This is a genomic window from Telmatocola sphagniphila (genome assembly GCF_018398935.1).
Taxonomy (GTDB): Bacteria; Planctomycetota; Planctomycetia; order Gemmatales; family Gemmataceae; genus Telmatocola; species Telmatocola sphagniphila.
The window spans coordinates 940,818-955,778 of record NZ_CP074694.1; the positions used below are offsets into that span (position 1 = coordinate 940,818).

General features: G+C 53.0%; 13 protein-coding genes. 5 read left to right on the top strand and 8 right to left on the bottom strand.

Going from position 1 to position 14,961, the window contains the following annotated elements; all coding sequences use genetic code 11:
• The first annotated feature begins 156 nt into the window (after positions 1–156).
• Both KIH39_RS04050 and KIH39_RS04055 read left to right on the top strand, forming a co-directional pair.
• Entirely contained in the window at positions 157–1,113 is a 957-nt protein-coding gene (locus KIH39_RS04050) for a class I SAM-dependent methyltransferase (protein WP_213497987.1), read from the top strand.
• Positions 1,114–1,147: 34 nt separating this feature from the next.
• Positions 1,148–2,539, top strand: coding sequence for a hypothetical protein (locus tag KIH39_RS04055; protein ID WP_213497988.1), 1,392 nt, complete (start codon positions 1,148–1,150; stop codon positions 2,537–2,539).
• On the opposite strand, the gene truD is transcribed toward KIH39_RS04055, so the two are convergent.
• From truD to rfbB, 3 genes are all read right to left on the bottom strand, one after another.
• Positions 2,512–3,714, bottom strand: a complete 1,203-nt coding sequence (gene truD / locus KIH39_RS04060; protein ID WP_213497989.1) for a tRNA pseudouridine(13) synthase TruD — start codon at positions 3,712–3,714, stop codon at positions 2,512–2,514. The two genes, KIH39_RS04055 and truD, sit on opposite strands and share 28 nt — an antisense overlap.
• A 337-nt stretch (positions 3,715–4,051) precedes the next feature.
• Positions 4,052–4,774, bottom strand: coding sequence for a sugar phosphate nucleotidyltransferase (locus KIH39_RS04065; RefSeq protein ID WP_390623693.1), 723 nt, complete (start codon positions 4,772–4,774; stop codon positions 4,052–4,054).
• A gap of 26 nt (positions 4,775–4,800) precedes the next feature.
• Positions 4,801–5,811: a dTDP-glucose 4,6-dehydratase gene (rfbB, locus tag KIH39_RS04070; RefSeq protein WP_213497991.1), complete on the bottom strand. Its 1,011-nt coding sequence runs from the start codon at positions 5,809–5,811 to the stop codon at positions 4,801–4,803.
• Positions 5,812–6,008: 197 nt separating this feature from the next.
• On the opposite strand from rfbB, the gene KIH39_RS04075 reads away from it, so the two are divergent.
• Entirely contained in the window at positions 6,009–7,235 is a 1,227-nt protein-coding gene (locus tag KIH39_RS04075) for a lactate racemase domain-containing protein (protein ID WP_213497992.1), read from the top strand.
• A 16-nt stretch (positions 7,236–7,251) separates the two neighbouring features.
• Positions 7,252–8,217 carry a CAF17-like 4Fe-4S cluster assembly/insertion protein YgfZ gene (gene ygfZ / locus KIH39_RS04080; RefSeq protein WP_213497993.1) on the top strand — a complete coding sequence of 322 codons (966 nt, stop codon included), beginning with the start codon at positions 7,252–7,254 and terminating at the stop codon, positions 8,215–8,217.
• An 8-nt stretch (positions 8,218–8,225) separates the two neighbouring features.
• On the opposite strand, the gene KIH39_RS04085 is transcribed toward ygfZ, so the two are convergent.
• From KIH39_RS04085 to KIH39_RS04100, 4 genes are all read right to left on the bottom strand, one after another.
• On the bottom strand, positions 8,226–9,767 hold the full coding sequence (locus KIH39_RS04085) for an endo-1,4-beta-xylanase (protein WP_213497994.1): 1,542 nt from the start codon (positions 9,765–9,767) through the stop codon (positions 8,226–8,228).
• Positions 9,768–9,841: 74 nt separating this feature from the next.
• Positions 9,842–10,672, bottom strand: coding sequence for an LpxI family protein (locus tag KIH39_RS04090; RefSeq protein WP_213497995.1), 831 nt, complete (start codon positions 10,670–10,672; stop codon positions 9,842–9,844).
• Complete coding sequence (gene lpxD / locus KIH39_RS04095) at positions 10,669–11,694, bottom strand: UDP-3-O-(3-hydroxymyristoyl)glucosamine N-acyltransferase (RefSeq protein WP_213497996.1); 1,026 nt, start codon at positions 11,692–11,694, stop codon at positions 10,669–10,671. The genes KIH39_RS04090 and lpxD overlap by 4 nt, the downstream gene beginning before the upstream one ends.
• Positions 11,695–11,794: 100 nt before the next feature.
• A complete protein-coding gene (locus tag KIH39_RS04100) occupies positions 11,795–12,820 on the bottom strand; it encodes an amidohydrolase family protein (RefSeq protein WP_213497997.1) in 1,026 nt (341 codons plus the stop codon).
• Positions 12,821–12,953: 133 nt separating this feature from the next.
• On the opposite strand from KIH39_RS04100, the gene KIH39_RS04105 reads away from it, so the two are divergent.
• Positions 12,954–14,480 carry a xylulokinase gene (locus KIH39_RS04105; RefSeq protein ID WP_213497998.1) on the top strand — a complete coding sequence of 509 codons (1,527 nt, stop codon included), beginning with the start codon at positions 12,954–12,956 and terminating at the stop codon, positions 14,478–14,480.
• A 61-nt stretch (positions 14,481–14,541) separates the two neighbouring features.
• On the opposite strand, the gene KIH39_RS04110 is transcribed toward KIH39_RS04105, so the two are convergent.
• Positions 14,542–14,943, bottom strand: a complete 402-nt coding sequence (locus KIH39_RS04110) for a hypothetical protein (protein WP_213497999.1) — start codon at positions 14,941–14,943, stop codon at positions 14,542–14,544.
• Positions 14,944–14,961: the final 18 nt, after the last annotated feature.

Consider the following 14,961-nt stretch of genomic DNA (forward strand, 5'->3'; position numbering starts at 1 on the left):
GTTCGCTGACCATATTATAAGATTTAACGAACTCCCCTCCGTTCTCCCAGCCCATTTTCGATCTGGACGCTTTCCAGACTCCTGTTGACCGCTTTTAGACAATTCGGGTAAACTGCTAAATCAGGAGAATCTTCCAGGAAGGAAAGGTAGCGGCCGATGGTTTCCGCACTTCAAGTTTTGGAGAAGGTCGAAGGCTCGGTATCGGTGAATTGGCAGGATGTTCCCTGCCCCGGCTGTCGCTCTCAAGATGCCAAACTGGTACTGGAAGCCCCCGATTTAGCCCCGCCGAAAGATGGCCTCTGGTTTGCCGTCGTGCAGTGCAAGCGCTGCGGGCTGCATTACACCAATCCCCGACCCGATGAGAAATCGATCGCCGATTTCTATGCCGAAGATTACCGGCCCCATCGGAAGCCCCAGAATTCCCGCCGAAATTTTCGAAACTGGTATCCGCTGGGGGCGTTGCGCGGGCGGGCCTCCGAACGCCGCGGGCTCGCCTGGCAGGGAAACGGCCGTTTGCTCGATTTCGGCTGCGGCGGAGGGAGTTTTCTCGCTCGGATGGCCGATCAGGGCTGGAAAGTGGAAGGGGTCGATTTCTCGGAAAAAACCGTGGAAATGATTCGCGACAAACTCGGTTTGAAAGTCCACCACGGCACTCTGCCCCATCCCGAATTGCAGCCGGCTTCCTTCGACGTCATTACGATGTGGCATTCTCTGGAGCACGTTCACGATCCGATGGAAGTCCTGGCCGAGGCTTATCGGCTATTGGCGCCGGAGGGACGACTGCTGATCGCGGTACCCAATATCAAAAGCTGGCAGTTCAAGTGGTTCGGCAAAGCATGGTTTGCTTTGGATTTGCCGCGACATCTGACGCATTTCTGCCCGAAGACTCTGCGCCTGATGCTCGAATTGAACGGCTTCCAGGTGGAAAATCTTCGCGGCATTAAGCATGCCGACTGGCTGCGTTCCTCGGCAAAACTGGCGACACGCATCGGGCAAAAAAGCTACTTCCAGAAACTTTTCCGGTATAAATTGCCGTCCCGGTTGGCAGCCTGGATCTGCTATATGTTCGGCAAGAGCGATTGCATGCTGGCCATCGCGATTCGACCGAAATAAGCTCTCTCTTTCTCCCAATATCCCGGGAACCGTCATGCGCTTAGCGATATTCGTTGGGCTTCTTTTTGTTGGTTCGATTCCAGCGGCCGAGCCCACTTTGAAGGTCGGCTTCCAAGAGGTGGACGTCTCCCCGTTTGTTGCTCCCAATAAACCGGTCTACATGGCCGGCTTCGGCCACGACCGCAAAGCCACCGAAGTCCACGATCCGATCATGGCCCGCATCGTCGTGCTTCACGATGGAAAATCGAAGGTGGCTCTGGTCTGTGTGGATGTCGTCGGCCTCTTCTTGCCTTTCGTGGACTCGATCCGAGAAAAACTGCCCGAGTATGCCTATGTGATGGTTTCCAGCAGCCACAACCACGAAGGACCCGATACGCTCGGTCTCTGGGGAGCAAGTCCGTTTCAGAGCGGAGTGGATGAGGCTTACATGGATTTGCTGCGAAAGAAAATCGTGGAAGGAATTCAGAAGGCTGAGGCCAAGCTGGAGAAATCAACCGTTAAGATCGGCCGAGTGAATTTACCAGACTTGTTGCGGGATGGACGATTGCCAATTGTGAAACACGACGAACTGGCAGTCTTGGAGTTCCGTTCTTCCGATACGAAAAAACGCCTCGGTCTTCTGGTCAACTGGCATTGCCATCCTGAGACGCTGGACAGTAAAAACACCAAAATTTCCAGCGATTTCGTCGGGTATGCGGTTGAGAAACTCAAGAAGAGATGGAACTGCCCGGTCGCCTACTTCACCGGAACCGTTGGCGGCTTAATGACCTCGCTTAAGGTTCCGCTAAGAGATGACCAGGGCACGGAGCTTCAGGATGGTACCTTCGAAAAGACGGAAAAATATGGGACCACTCTGGCTCAAGAAACAGATAAAGCTCTTTCCCGGGCAGAAGCGCTCGAGCTTACCCCGTTTCAACTCCAACGCAGGAAAATTCTCCTCCCCGTTGACAATCCGATCTACAAAGCCGGCTGGCAATTGGGTGTACTGAAACGGCCCATTTACCTGTGGCACGAAAATGCCAATGAGAAGGAGCCGAAACTGGCAAGCGATGCAAAAAATCCGCTCGCTATACAGACGGAACTCGGCTGGCTGAAATTGGGAGAACTGGAGATCGCGACGGTACCCGGTGAGATTTATCCCGAACTCGTTCTGGGCAAGATCCAGGATCCAGTCGATCCCGGGGCCGATTTTCCGGATGCTCCCAAGGAAGTGAGCATTGTGGAACTCAGCAAGTCCAAGTACCGCTTACTGATGGGTTTAGCGAACGATGAGATCGGTTACATCATCCCGAAGCGGCAATGGGATGAGAAGCCGCCGTTCTGCTACGGGCTCAAGAAATCTCAGTACGGCGAGATCAATTCCCTCGGGCCCGATACGGCGCCGCTGTTGATGAAAGGCTACTCGGAACTGATTTCGGGCAAATGAGTGCTGGAGGCGTGCTTGTTCAGGATTCTTTTCAGAATCATGGTGGCATAGCTGCCCGGTGGTAGGTCGAAGCCGATTTGCAAGCGAATCCGCTCAGGATGATTTTCGTCCTTCGCAAACGAAATTTTTAAGCCCTGCGGCTCCATGCTCGCCTTCCGAACTCCCTTTGAGAAAAACAGTTTACGCACGCCCGTTTTCATCTGCTCAAGCGGAAATCCTTCTTCCGCCATGACTTTCTTCAGAGGTTCCACCCAGCTCTCGGTGGCCAGAGGCTTCAGCCGGGCGGAGGGGTAGGGAAGCTCGAAAGTTTTCCATTCTGCCTGATAATTTTCGGGTAGTCTTCGCGGGGCCGCTAAATCCTTCAGCCGGGTGGAGATCGAAGATCTCGCTTCCTCCGGTAAGTTCGCTTCTAACCAGTAGCTGAGCGTGCGATTCCAAATGTAGCTCTGGTAGGCCGAGAAATAGAGCCCCTGCAATTCGGGACGCAACAGTTCCATGGCCCCGAGGAAATCCGAACGGCGTTGGGTCAAATACCGAAACACCCGGATGTCGCGGCTCTTGGATAGCAGGCCCTGAATTTTCTGCCAGTCGCCCCAATGCTCTTTCAAAATCTGCTTTTCGCGTTTAGCACCCGCTCGATCGTGTTCGTATTCGCCGATCAAAGCCAGTTTTAAAGCAGCTTCCGAATTTCCAGATATTATCTCTTTGGCGATGAAACGCTTGTCGGGTCCCACCGAGCCAAATCTCTGATCGTCGAAATAATTCGGACAGCCCACCTGCTGAACTTCGCGAACGCTCTGTTCGATATCGGCTTTAGCGGCACGAGGCAAATCCCGGATAATCACCTCGAAGTGATTACTTTGTATATCGCTGGATCTATAGGGAACGGTTCGTGTGCCGAGGTACTTTATCTCGAGCGGTCCGAGAGTGTAATCCTTCTTCGGACCATTCCAAATCGTGAAATATTGGATCGTGACGGCGTGTCGGTCTTTGAGTCCACCGAAGGAAAGTTGGTCGTTATGGTAGCCCCAGGCCGCTTGTAACTGGCGAAATGCGTCTAGCGTTGTTTGGCCCGTTTTTGAGAGACAGTAAAAACTGAATTGGCCGGGGGCGGTGTCTAGAGTATTCGGATTTTCAGTGACTTGGAAATCTGAGTAGAGAGATTTGATCTTCATGAAAATAAAAAAAGAAACCGCGAGCGTGAATAGAAACTGTCGCCCACTCAGCCTCTATCCTAGCATCTCGCGGTTTCATCATTGTGAGCAGTTAACTCACTACACATATCTTAGTTGGATCGTCATTGGCGGACAAGATAAATATGTCTTTTTTCCCCACTTTTTTCCAATAAGTCTGGGTTTATTTTTGCGTGATCGGACGCGAATTGTTGCTGGCATAGTAGACTGGCGGACTAAACCCAAAATTGATCAAAAAGTGCGTTTTTGCTGGCTAATTTTGATACATGGTTTTCGGAGTTCGTCCAAATAGTTAGACGAACTCTGAATTAAATTCCGCTTAGAAAATCGGAGGCTTTTCGCGAACGAGCTGATTGGCAAACTGTAAAGAATCCAGCGTGCCGGCATCCGTCCAGTAGCCGTCAATAATGGAATAACCGAGTCGACCCGCCTTCAGATAGTGGTTGTTGACATCGGTGATTTCCAACTCACCCCGACCACTCGGTTTGAGTGTCCGGATGACTTCAAACACATCCGAGGGATAGATATAGATCCCGATTACGGCATAATCGCTTTTCGGATTCTTCGGCTTCTCTTCGATGCCGATTACTCGATCTCCCTTTAGCTCGGCCACGCCGTATCGCCCGGGATCGTGTACCTGCTTCAGTCCAATCCAAGCCCAATCTGGTTTTTTGCCGGCTTGCGATACCAGGCCAGTGACCGGAGCTTCAAAAATGTTGTCCCCGAGAATTACCAGGCAGCGATTTCCGGCACAAAAAGTTTCCGCGAGACCCAGCGCCTGAGCGATGCCACCAGCCTCATCTTGCACGCGATAAGTGAGTGAGCATTTGTGATCTTTGCCCGAGCCGAGCAACTCTACGAAATCCCCCATGTGTTCCGTGCCCGAAACGAGAAGGATGTCTTTCAGGCCGGCACCCACCATTTTGTGGAGTGGATGATAAACCATCGGGATCGGCCCGACCGGCAGGAGATGTTTATTCGTAACTTTGGTAAGTTCTCCCAGCCGGGTGCCTTTACCCCCGGCCAGAACGACACCCCGAATCTGAGACATAGAAATGCCTTTCCCAATTATCGATTAGCGTACTGTTTTTCGTAGTATTTGCGGTACTCGCCGCTGCGGATCTCGGATACCCAGGCCGCATTGGCTTTGTACCAATCTATCGTGTCCTTCAAGCCCTTCTCGAAGGTGACCAGCGGCTGCCATCCCAATTCTGTTTCCGCTTTAGTACAGTCGATGGCATAACGGCGGTCGTGGCCCAGGCGGTCCTGAACATGTTTGATCAACGTCTTGGGTTTGCCCAGGAGTTCCAGCAGCAGAAGTGTCAGCGCCATATTGGTTTTTTCGCACCGGCCGCCGAAATTATAGACTTCGCCGCTGCGACCTTTTCGCCAGGCCGCTTCCACGCCGCGAGCGTGATCGAGAACGTGAATCCAGTCTCGAATCTGAAGTCCATCCCCGTAAACCGGAACTTGTTTATCTTCCAGGAGATTGCTGATGAACAGGGGGATTAATTTTTCTGGAAATTGATACGGGCCGTAGTTATTCGAGCAGCGCGTGATGACCACATCCATACCGAATGTATGGTGGTAGGCATTCGCCAGCAGATCGGAACCCGCTTTGCTCGCCGAGTAAGGGGAGTTGGGAGAAAGCGGTGTGGTTTCCGTAAAGAACCCGGTTGCGCCCAAACTGCCATAAACTTCATCCGTCGAAACGTGAACGATTCGCTTCACGCTTTTTTCTTTCGCGGCATCCAGCAGAATCTGCGTGCCAATGACGTTCGTTTTTACGAAGGGGCCGGAATCCATAATGCTGCGATCGACGTGGCTCTCGGCCGCGAAATGAATGATCGCATCCAGGCCTTCGGAAATTACGCCGCGAACTTCCTCGCGATTAGTAATATCCCCCTTAACGAACCGATAGCGGGGATTGCTGGCGACATCGGTCAGGTTCTTCAAGTTCCCAGCGTAAGTCAGGGCATCGAAATTGATCAATTCCACGCTGGAATCGCTGCTGAGCAATTGTCGAATGAAGTTGCTGCCGATGAATCCGCAGCCGCCAGTTACGAGCAATTTTGCCATGCCCGAAAATCCTTCCCTACTCGTTAGTAAATATCCAAAGTAGTTTAGAACATCAAAAATCACCCTGCAGAGAAAGTTCTCCCGCACTGGTAGGGAAATTCCCGATAATAAGCATCCGTCTTCTCCAATTTGAACGACGGGCTTATCCCAAACACCTATAATTTCCTATTTAAAGCACTTAATTTTGCGAGTCGCGGATGTCGTTATTGGAAATTCAACCCGACGGGGAAAACTGGTCCATTCAGTTGCCCGAGGGGACGTCGATCACAGAGCCGGTGTTTGCAAAGGTATATGGCGCTTCCATTTCCGACGTTGTGGAAGCATTCCGCGAATCTCTCGATCATCCGATTCGCTTCGAGCCATTATACCGTGCGCTGACCCCCGACGACCGTATTACCATCGTCTTCGACGCCTCGATTCCTCATGCAGATGTTCTATTGGGGGAGCTGAAAAAATATCTTCTATTGCGCGAAATTGACGTTGGGGCTTTGACGATTCTCATGAATCGCGAAGCCGGAGCCATGGAGCAGCAGGTCGCGCTTCAGAAAAACTTCCCCGAGCTGAAATTCGAAATCCTGGATCCGACGGATCGCACCCAGATGGCCTATCTGGCGACCACCCAAAAGGGGCGAAGAGTTTATTTGCATCGTAGTCTTCTGGATGCCGATCAAGTGATTCTCGTAGCTCATCGCGGCTACGATTGCCTGCTGGGACAGACTGGGGCGGAGTCCAATATCTTTCCACTGATGTCCGATTCGGAAACGAAATTGGCCCTGCGAAAGCAACTCCGGGCCGATTGCCCGAGCTCGGAACCCTGGCCCATCCTGGAAGAGGCCCGAGAGGTTGCCTGGTTGCTCGGCATCCCCTTTCTCGTTCACGTATTTCTGGATTCGAACGATCAGATTACCGCTTTCAAGACGGGCATTGCGGAAAGCCTCCCGGACATTGCCGAAGAGTTCGATGAATTGTCGCACGGTAAACTGGCCAGCCCCGTGGATGCCTTCGTCGTCAACCTGCCGGGCAATCAGAAAGAGTTTCGCGATTTGGCGCAGGCGGCTTTATCCGCCAGTCGGGTACTGGAACCGGCCGGCTGCCTGATTCTGCTAACTGGAATGACGCTTTCCGGAGAAGAATCGGTGAAGCGAATCGCCGGATACAGTTCGCCGCGAGAGGCCTTGAAGAAGCTTCCCGAACTGGAGGAAAGCGGCGATCCCCAAGCGATTTTTTGCTGGGCTCAAGCCGTGCAGAATCGGCGAGTCTATCTTTATTCGGATCTGGATGCTCCCATGACGGAGAGCCTGTTTGCCACAAAGCTCGAGAACTCGGCTCAACTGGAACGATTACTTCAGTCCATGCAGCAAATCACCGTCTGGAATAATCCGCAGCAATACGTTTTCGAAGTCGATTCCGCCTCCTCGAAGTGAAAGAGATTGCTTTGCAATGAACGATGAAACAAATCTATCGAAAGAACGGATTTTCGCGAAAACTTGGTTTTTCGATCGCTCCTCGAATGGAAAGATCATTGTTTCGGGGAAAGATGCTGCCCTCTTTCTGCACAACTTGTGCACGAACGATATCCGAGGTTTGAAGCCCGGCACCCTCTGCCGAGCCTACTTCTGCGATCGGTTGGCCAAAGTGCAGGGTCAGTCTCGCATTTTTCATACTCAGCTTCAGGGCAAGCCGATCTACTGGCTCGATTGCCCGCCGGGTACCAATGAATCTCTGGCGCGCCATATCGACAAGCACTGGATCTCGGAACAGATTGAATTCGAAGATGCGACCTCGAAATATTGTGAGTTTCATATCGCAGGACCCGAGGCCGAGATCACTCGAACAAAGATGCTCCCAAGATCTGAGGAGAGCACCAGCAATGCGGAATGGGACGAGATCCTTTTCGTTCAACCCATGGACCACTTGCTCGGCACACCGGGCTTTAACATCGTGGCCGAGCTTTCCCGGCGGGAATCGCTTCTGTCAAAACTGCAAAGTATTCTTCCAGCAGGTTCCGCAGAGGATTTTGAAAAACTCCGCATTGAAGCGGTGACGCCCTTTTTCGGAAAAGATATCGATGAGAAACGATTCGTTATGGAAGTCGCCGACGCGTTGGAATCCGTGAGTTACCAGAAAGGCTGCTATCTGGGACAGGAACCGATCGTGATGTCGCGAGATCGAGCTGGCCACGTGAATCGGGCGATGAAGCTAGTAAAAGCGAAAGCACAATTTCCGATAACCCCAAATGCGGTGTTAACGCGAGAAGAAAAATCTGTAGGTGTTACCACCGGTTCCACGGTTTTTTCATCGCTTTACGGTGCCCCCATCGCCCTGGCGTACATAGCTCGTGGGCATCAGGAGGCAGGTACCGTTTTTGATCTCCCGGACGGGGCAGGGCAGGTCGAAGTCGTTTGAAGTGAAAGCTACTTCAGATGCTGCTTTCGAATGGCTTCCAATTTCGACAGCGCCAATTTAGGCGTACCTGAGGCATCCAATAATCCGGAATGGGGAATGCGATGCTGCACGGCATCGCTCCAGCAATCCCAGAAAACCCCGGTTACGTAGGGCTTGCTCAAGGCCAGCTTGGCGAAAGCCTCCGCCCATAATGCCTGACCGTTTTCGTCGATGCTGCGCCAAAAACCGGCCATGGCTACCCGCTCGCCGGGGCTGGCCCACTCATCGGGCGTACTGGCGCTGGGATAAGAGAGCGTCACCTGAACCGGAAGGCCCAACATACCGAACATATCGAGAATCTTGGAGCAATCGAGGCGATCCCGGCAGAAATCACCGCGCGGACGGGAGCCCATCTGCCATTCCAGTTCATAACTGGTGATCGGTAATCCTGCCCGGAGCAAAGTATCGGCAAAAACGAACGGCGAATAATTGAAGCCCGGTTTCGTTAAGTAACTTCCCCAAGGATGGCTGATACCGATATGAAATTTGGAATCGGGATCGATCTGGGCTGCCGCATCGAGCATTCGCGCCGTCAGTCTAATTTGATCTTCTTCAGAAATTCCCAGGCAGGTCGAGCAGTTGCTCCGCGAGCAAAGCATCCAATTCTGGATTTTGCCTCGATAGCGGGCAATGGTCGTTTCAACGAAGTCGCAGACGAAGCTGCCCAGAGCCGTGATGTCTCCGTTCCAGGTTTCCATCCATTCCGGAAAGAACTCCGGAGAGAAATCGACTACCGGGCCGACCGAGACATTCAGTCCTTTTCCGAGACACCAGGCCACCTGTTCGTCGAGTTGCTTCCAGTTGTAGTTCGCTTCGGAAGGTTCAATATCCTTCCAGCGCAACGGCAGACGCACTGCGTTGAACGTATTTTGAAAGAGCTCGGCTTCCTTGGCCTTGGGAATCGAGGAAAGCCAGCAACCCCAACCCGTATCCAACTTGGCGGCCCGCGTGTGGCGGAGAGCGAGAATCTGTTTGGTGTATTCCTCTATCAGCTCGTCGGCGGCCTGGAAACTCAGAGTGAGCGCCCGATTCAGATGAAAACTCGCGTCGCTCTGCCAGGGATCCATCATCCCTTGCGCGAAAGTTCGCGTAGCCTGTCGGATGTCCCAATCGAGCGTGGCGGATCTTTGAAGTCCCGCCGATTCCCACTCGGCCAACTGGTTCCGGACCTGGTTCAATTTCCCTCGAACCAGCTCCACTCCCAGAAAATAAGGGAGCGGCCGTTCCATGAGGGTGGCGGTGGAAGTCTGAAGCTGACCGAACTCGGCGACATCGGCCGGTATCATCGCGGAACCCGATTCGTGCAGTTCCCGCTGCAGAATGAGGACTTCTGAGGAGAGTCGGTGCCGGGTTTGGGTGGGCATGCTTTCGGGGCCGACCGTCAGAAAGGATTCTTTGAGAAGCGGACGAAACTCTGCGGACATCTCAGTGGGCAAAACGAAGGAGAACCCCATCGGCAGGGTCTGTTCCGTCGTCTCGGAGCCCGAGTTGTGTTCGTCGTTTAAATCCATGAATGCGTATCAATCGCGAGAAGGAAATTCAGAATTCAGCCGGGAGCCCGTTCGAGTATTTTACGTCGCTGAATCTAGAGAGCCTGAATTACGATACCATATCGGTCCGCTAATGCTGTTGTAGCTTCCACATCGAGGATGATAGTCTTTCCCGCTTCAATCGCCAACACTCGACCGCCCGCCTTGTGAATAGTTTCGATAGTCTTTTCACCCACAGTTGGCACGTCGAACCGCATATCCTGCTGCGGTTTCGCCACTTTTACCACGGTAAAGCCCCGTTTACTGAGCGTTCCCGCCCGTAAAATGGCCTCATCCGTACCTTCAATGGCTTCCACCGCTATCACGGCTGCATCATGAACCATCACGCTCTGGCCGATGTCTAATCGACCCATCTCTTTTGCAATCTCCCAACCGAAGCGGATATCGGCTTCTTCGCTCGCGGTCGGTTTACGTTTAGTATGAATACCCGGTTTTACAAGCAGTTCGGGACAGGTGTCGAGGGCCGACTCGCAATGGAGGCCTTCTTTTTCGTATTCGCCAATGATTCCCGAAAGTATCGAATCATCGCGATTGTCCCTTTTGCGTCCGAAAAACCACCAACGAATCATGCGTAGATCTGGCATAAGACGTATGAACCAAAATGGGGAATACAGAATGGTTTTATCGATCTTCCCAGCCATGGTGTAACGTTTCACCCCGGCTTTGCGAAAACTTCGAATCGGCTTATTGAGAGCTCCCAGGCGGACCCAGATAAAATCTTGCACATACGGCAGAAAGTCTTCTTTACGTGCCAGGCCACTGATGCCGAGACAAATGACCGGACGCTGGATGGCGTGCGCTTTCTGCGCAAACAGGATCGGAAATCTTCCGCGTCCGGCTATCAGTCCGATGGGTTCCGCATTCATTCGTTATCCGCCAAACCGATCTTTTTTTTGATATTTCGTAGATCCCGGCGAATCTCGGGAAGTTTTTCCAGCGACATCATGATCCGCATTTGCTCTTTATCGGGAGTCGCCGGTGAACCGAGCATTCGAGCACCCGCGGGGACATCCTTATGAATACCGGCCTTGGCACCCAGTATCGCCCGATCTCCAATATGGCAATGGTCGGCTATACCCACCTGACCCGCCATCACCACGTAATCCCCGGTCGAGGAAGAGCCGGCAATACCGACTTGGCTGACAATCAGATTATGACGTCCCAGCGAACAATTGTGGCCAATCATCACCAGATTATCAATCTTGGTGCCTCTCCCGATGATCGTGCGACCGAAAGTCCCCCGATCAATAGTCGTTCCGGCCCCAATTTCCACATCTTCCTGGATTTCCACGCTTCCCTGCTGGGGAACTTTGATGTGTTGGCCTTTAACAGTTCGATAGCCGAAGCCGTCGCAGCCGAGGACTACGTGAGCGTGAATGCGGACTCGCTCCCCGATCTTGCAGCCATCGTACAGGATCACTTGGGGAAAGATCGTCACATCCGCAGCAATTTCACAATCCGCGCCGATGATCGACCCAGGATAAATTTTGCAACCTGGCCCGATCTTCACACCGGGCCCGATGCAGACGAAAGCGCCAATAGCCACATCCGGAGCGATTTCCGCCGTGGGATCTATTTGTGCGGTGGGATGTATCCCCAGCAAAGTTCGATCGGGCTTCGGATTTAATTTTTGAACGATCTTGGCGAAGGCCAGAAGTGGATCCTCGATTCGGATCAAGGGCTTGCCTACACCCGTTAAGTGAGGAGCAGCCACTGCGGCGACCGCAGGAGATTCTTTAAAATCGTTGAGGTATTTTTCGTTTTCCAGAAAGACGAGATCGCCGGGCTGCGCTTCAGACAACGGCCGCGCCCCTGAAATCAGGCAATCGCCGTTCCCCTCCACGATACCATCAATCCATGAAGCTATTTCGCGTACCGTGACGGCCACGGAACACCCCCATCCTGGTGGATATCAACAAACGTACCAACTTTGTCCAATTTAGCTTGATTGGCCGATCGCTGCAATCCGAATTTGGCCAAGCCCCAATTTAACCCAGAATACGCAAAGCATTGAGCCTGTAGACTTTTAGTAAAACTTCCTCTGGCAACTCAATCCCCCGTAAAGCGGGCAAAGCCGGTTCCCCCGCGGCTGCGACATAATCCCCATCGGCTATCGGACTGGTTCCGGACCAATGACTTTCAAAAAGGGTCCGCTGACACCAGTACCGACTGGTATAGTGCTCCTTGTGCAAACCGTAGCGGGTGACCAGATCGGACCCGAACATAAAACGATCCGGGAATTTCGTTATTAAATTTCGAATGGCCTCCGGATGTCGGGATATTTCGCGAACTTGCCATTTGGTGGCGCTGGTATCTAAACACAGGTGAGGATAGTCCTCCAGGAGCCTCTGAAGTTCGTCTGGATGTTCGGGATTCCCGCCCATGTGGGCTCCAATCCAGGTGACCTCGGGAAATCTTTCGAGCATTTCTCGAAAAGGAAGATATTGATCGGCTTTGGTTCCGAACTTGGCGGTTTCCTTGTAGACGGTATTCCACCAGTTATCGGGATCGCCGACGTGAACCATGACCACTTGGACGCCGGCCGCTATCGCTCGCTTGATGGATTCGATCCGCCAAGGGGCGTTTACCACCAGGCCCCGTTCCCGACCGCGAGGAGCCGACCAGAGTTTGAGAATTTTGATACCTTCCGCCAAAAAGGCATCCAGACTCTTGTAAGCTTCGTCGTCGCTGTCATCGATCTTCTTTTTGTTGATCATGCCATTGAAGACCAGGGCGTCACCAAACTTCTCGCGTAAGGGAGCGATATCCTGGACCGGACACATGGTCACCGTCCGGGCAATCCCGAACTCCCTCGCCTCGCTGAGCATCACTTCCGCTTGCTCCGTGGAGCCCTCACGTCCGCTACCGCCAGCGGCTCCGGTCGAGCCATCGCTGGGAGCGGTCATGGTGACGTGGGAATGAATGTCGATCAGGGGCGGGCCCGAATAGCGGAAATGCCGGCGATCGGTATAGTCCTGACCGGTAACGTTATATTCCGGTTTTTGCTCGCTCATTAAATCAGTCCTCTTTTAGAGAGGTATATCTGAAAACCCGAAACCTTACAGGTCTTTTCTACTTGCGAGAAGGCCGTCTATATCACAAGATGGTCCGTGATTTCAGAACAGTACACCTGATAGGGAATTTTTTGTGAGCGAACCCATTCGTTGTCTCTCCGACGATGCGATTATTACAGGCTGGGATTTCTCCACCGGTTCGGTGAAATGTCTGGCTTTCGATCTCCAGGGAAAGGTCCTTGCGGAATCCCGCTATCCCACCGATTTGTATACCGAAGGGGGAGTTTCGGAACTGAATCTCATGCTACTCGAAGGGCAGGCCCGCTCCACGACACGCGATATCGTCGATCAGTTGAAACAGCTAAAGAAAGACGGAAGCTGGGTGGCGGGTGGGATCTCCGCCACGCATCACACGGCTGGCCGCATCGATAAATCCTTCAACCCGATTCGGCGGGCCATCTGCTGGAATGATCAAACCCTGGCGGAATTTCACGCCGTGGGCCTGCATCGGCTGGGCGGGGCTTCGCAGGTGCAAGAACTGCTCGGTGGCCCCTGGGCAGTCAGGTATTCCCTGAGCCATCTAGTGAAGGACGAGACGACCTTGTCCCCGGAACAGTGGGTGAAAACCTGGCGAATGTTACCTCATGGCCCCCTCGCCTCGGGATATCTCACCGGAAATTTTAACGTCATCAGTATCTCTTCCGCCTCTTCAACGGGGATCATGAATTTTCGAACGGCCAAATGGGCCAAGGGCATGCTCGACGCCCTTCAGAACCTCGAGTATCGGAAACTGGCCTGGTCGAATCTGCCCAAAATCATCGACATGAAACAACCGGTCGGCGAGCTTTCCAAAACGTTATGCGAAGAGACCAAACTCGTTTCAGCTCCGATCATTTACCCGACCCTCGACGATCAGGCCGCCGGGCTGGTAGGAGGCGGTGCCGTCGATGACGGTCAAGTGGCCATCATTCTCGGCAACTCGGCGGTTGTAAATTCCTCCGCGAAGACGCCGCCGCAATACGATTCGCTGGATGCCATGCGACTCAACTGGGGTCCCTATCTTTGGATGCGCTGTTACAGCAACGGCGCCCAATTTTTGGATCGGCTGCTGGGCCCAAAACCGGATTGGGCCAAACTGGAGGCCGAGGCACGAAAAATCCCGCCGGGATGCAACGGCGTGAGCGTACTTCCTTTCGTGCTTGCCGAACCCTCCTTAAACGTACATAAGCCGCGCTTGGTCTGGACTCCAAAAAAGCCTAGTAAACCGGGCATTATTTTCCGGGCGGCCCTCGAAGCCCTCGCTTACCTGATCGCCGTCGGAGTGAAAGAGCATCAGCGCTGCGGCCAGAAGATCAAACGGATTACGGTCTCCGGAGGGATTTCTCGCAGTAGCCTGATGCTGGAAATTCTGGCCAGCGTTCTGAACCATCGACTCGATCGGGTTCAATCGAATGAAGGAACTGCGCTCGGAGCGGCCGTTTGTGCCTTGGCCGGGCACGAGATGAATCTTCGAAAGCAGAAGGGAATTGCGACGAAGTTCACCGTGGCGGATGCGGTCGCTCAGATGATTCACTTCTCCGAACCAGTGCAACCGATTCCGGAATTAGTGCCGACCTACAGTGTGGAACTCAAGAAGTTTGAAGCCACTCTGAAGAGCTAAAAATGCCGAGGGGCGATCCCAAATGGGATCGCCCCTCGCAAATAAAGTTCAGTACTTCAAGTTAAATGCTATTTACTTTGACCTTGGCCGAGGTGCTTTTATGGTCGGCCTGGATGTAAATGTGAAATTCCTGCTTGGCAGGGATTTGAACCTCGAAAGAAGCCTCCTTCACTTTGAGCTTCTTTTCCAGCCAAAGCGGCGTTTCGCTCTTCAGAGCCATAATGGCGTCCTCCGCTTTCTCCGCGTCTTTATGTAGGAAGACGTAAACATTGACGGGCTCGGTCGCACCGCTGATCTCCACTCGAACTTTCTGATCTTTGGTCGGTCCGTCGATGATGCGATTAAATGCGGAATCCGCGCTGATGTTCGCATCGGCTTCGAAGCGAACCTTGGATGCACAGCCCGATAAGAGAAAGCAGATCCCCAGACAGAAAACGCCCAGGATCGAAGAAAGGTACTTCATGGTGGCTATCCAAAAAAA

Bases quoted from the DNA above. Each gene is read 5' to 3' on its own strand.
- KIH39_RS04050 (WP_213497987.1), top strand. From the start codon at position 157: ATGGTTTCCGCACTTCAAGTTTTGGAGAAGGTCGAAGGCTCGGTATCG.
- KIH39_RS04055 (WP_213497988.1), top strand. From the start codon at position 1,148: ATGCGCTTAGCGATATTCGTTGGGCTTCTTTTTGTTGGTTCGATTCCA.
- truD (WP_213497989.1), bottom strand. From the start codon at position 3,714: ATGAAGATCAAATCTCTCTACTCAGATTTCCAAGTCACTGAAAATCCG.
- rfbB (WP_213497991.1), bottom strand. From the start codon at position 5,811: ATGGCAAAATTGCTCGTAACTGGCGGCTGCGGATTCATCGGCAGCAAC.
- KIH39_RS04075 (WP_213497992.1), top strand. From the start codon at position 6,009: ATGTCGTTATTGGAAATTCAACCCGACGGGGAAAACTGGTCCATTCAG.
- ygfZ (WP_213497993.1), top strand. From the start codon at position 7,252: ATGAACGATGAAACAAATCTATCGAAAGAACGGATTTTCGCGAAAACT.
- KIH39_RS04085 (WP_213497994.1), bottom strand. From the start codon at position 9,767: ATGGATTTAAACGACGAACACAACTCGGGCTCCGAGACGACGGAACAG.
- KIH39_RS04090 (WP_213497995.1), bottom strand. From the start codon at position 10,672: ATGAATGCGGAACCCATCGGACTGATAGCCGGACGCGGAAGATTTCCG.
- KIH39_RS04100 (WP_213497997.1), bottom strand. From the start codon at position 12,820: ATGAGCGAGCAAAAACCGGAATATAACGTTACCGGTCAGGACTATACC.
- KIH39_RS04110 (WP_213497999.1), bottom strand. From the start codon at position 14,943: ATGAAGTACCTTTCTTCGATCCTGGGCGTTTTCTGTCTGGGGATCTGC.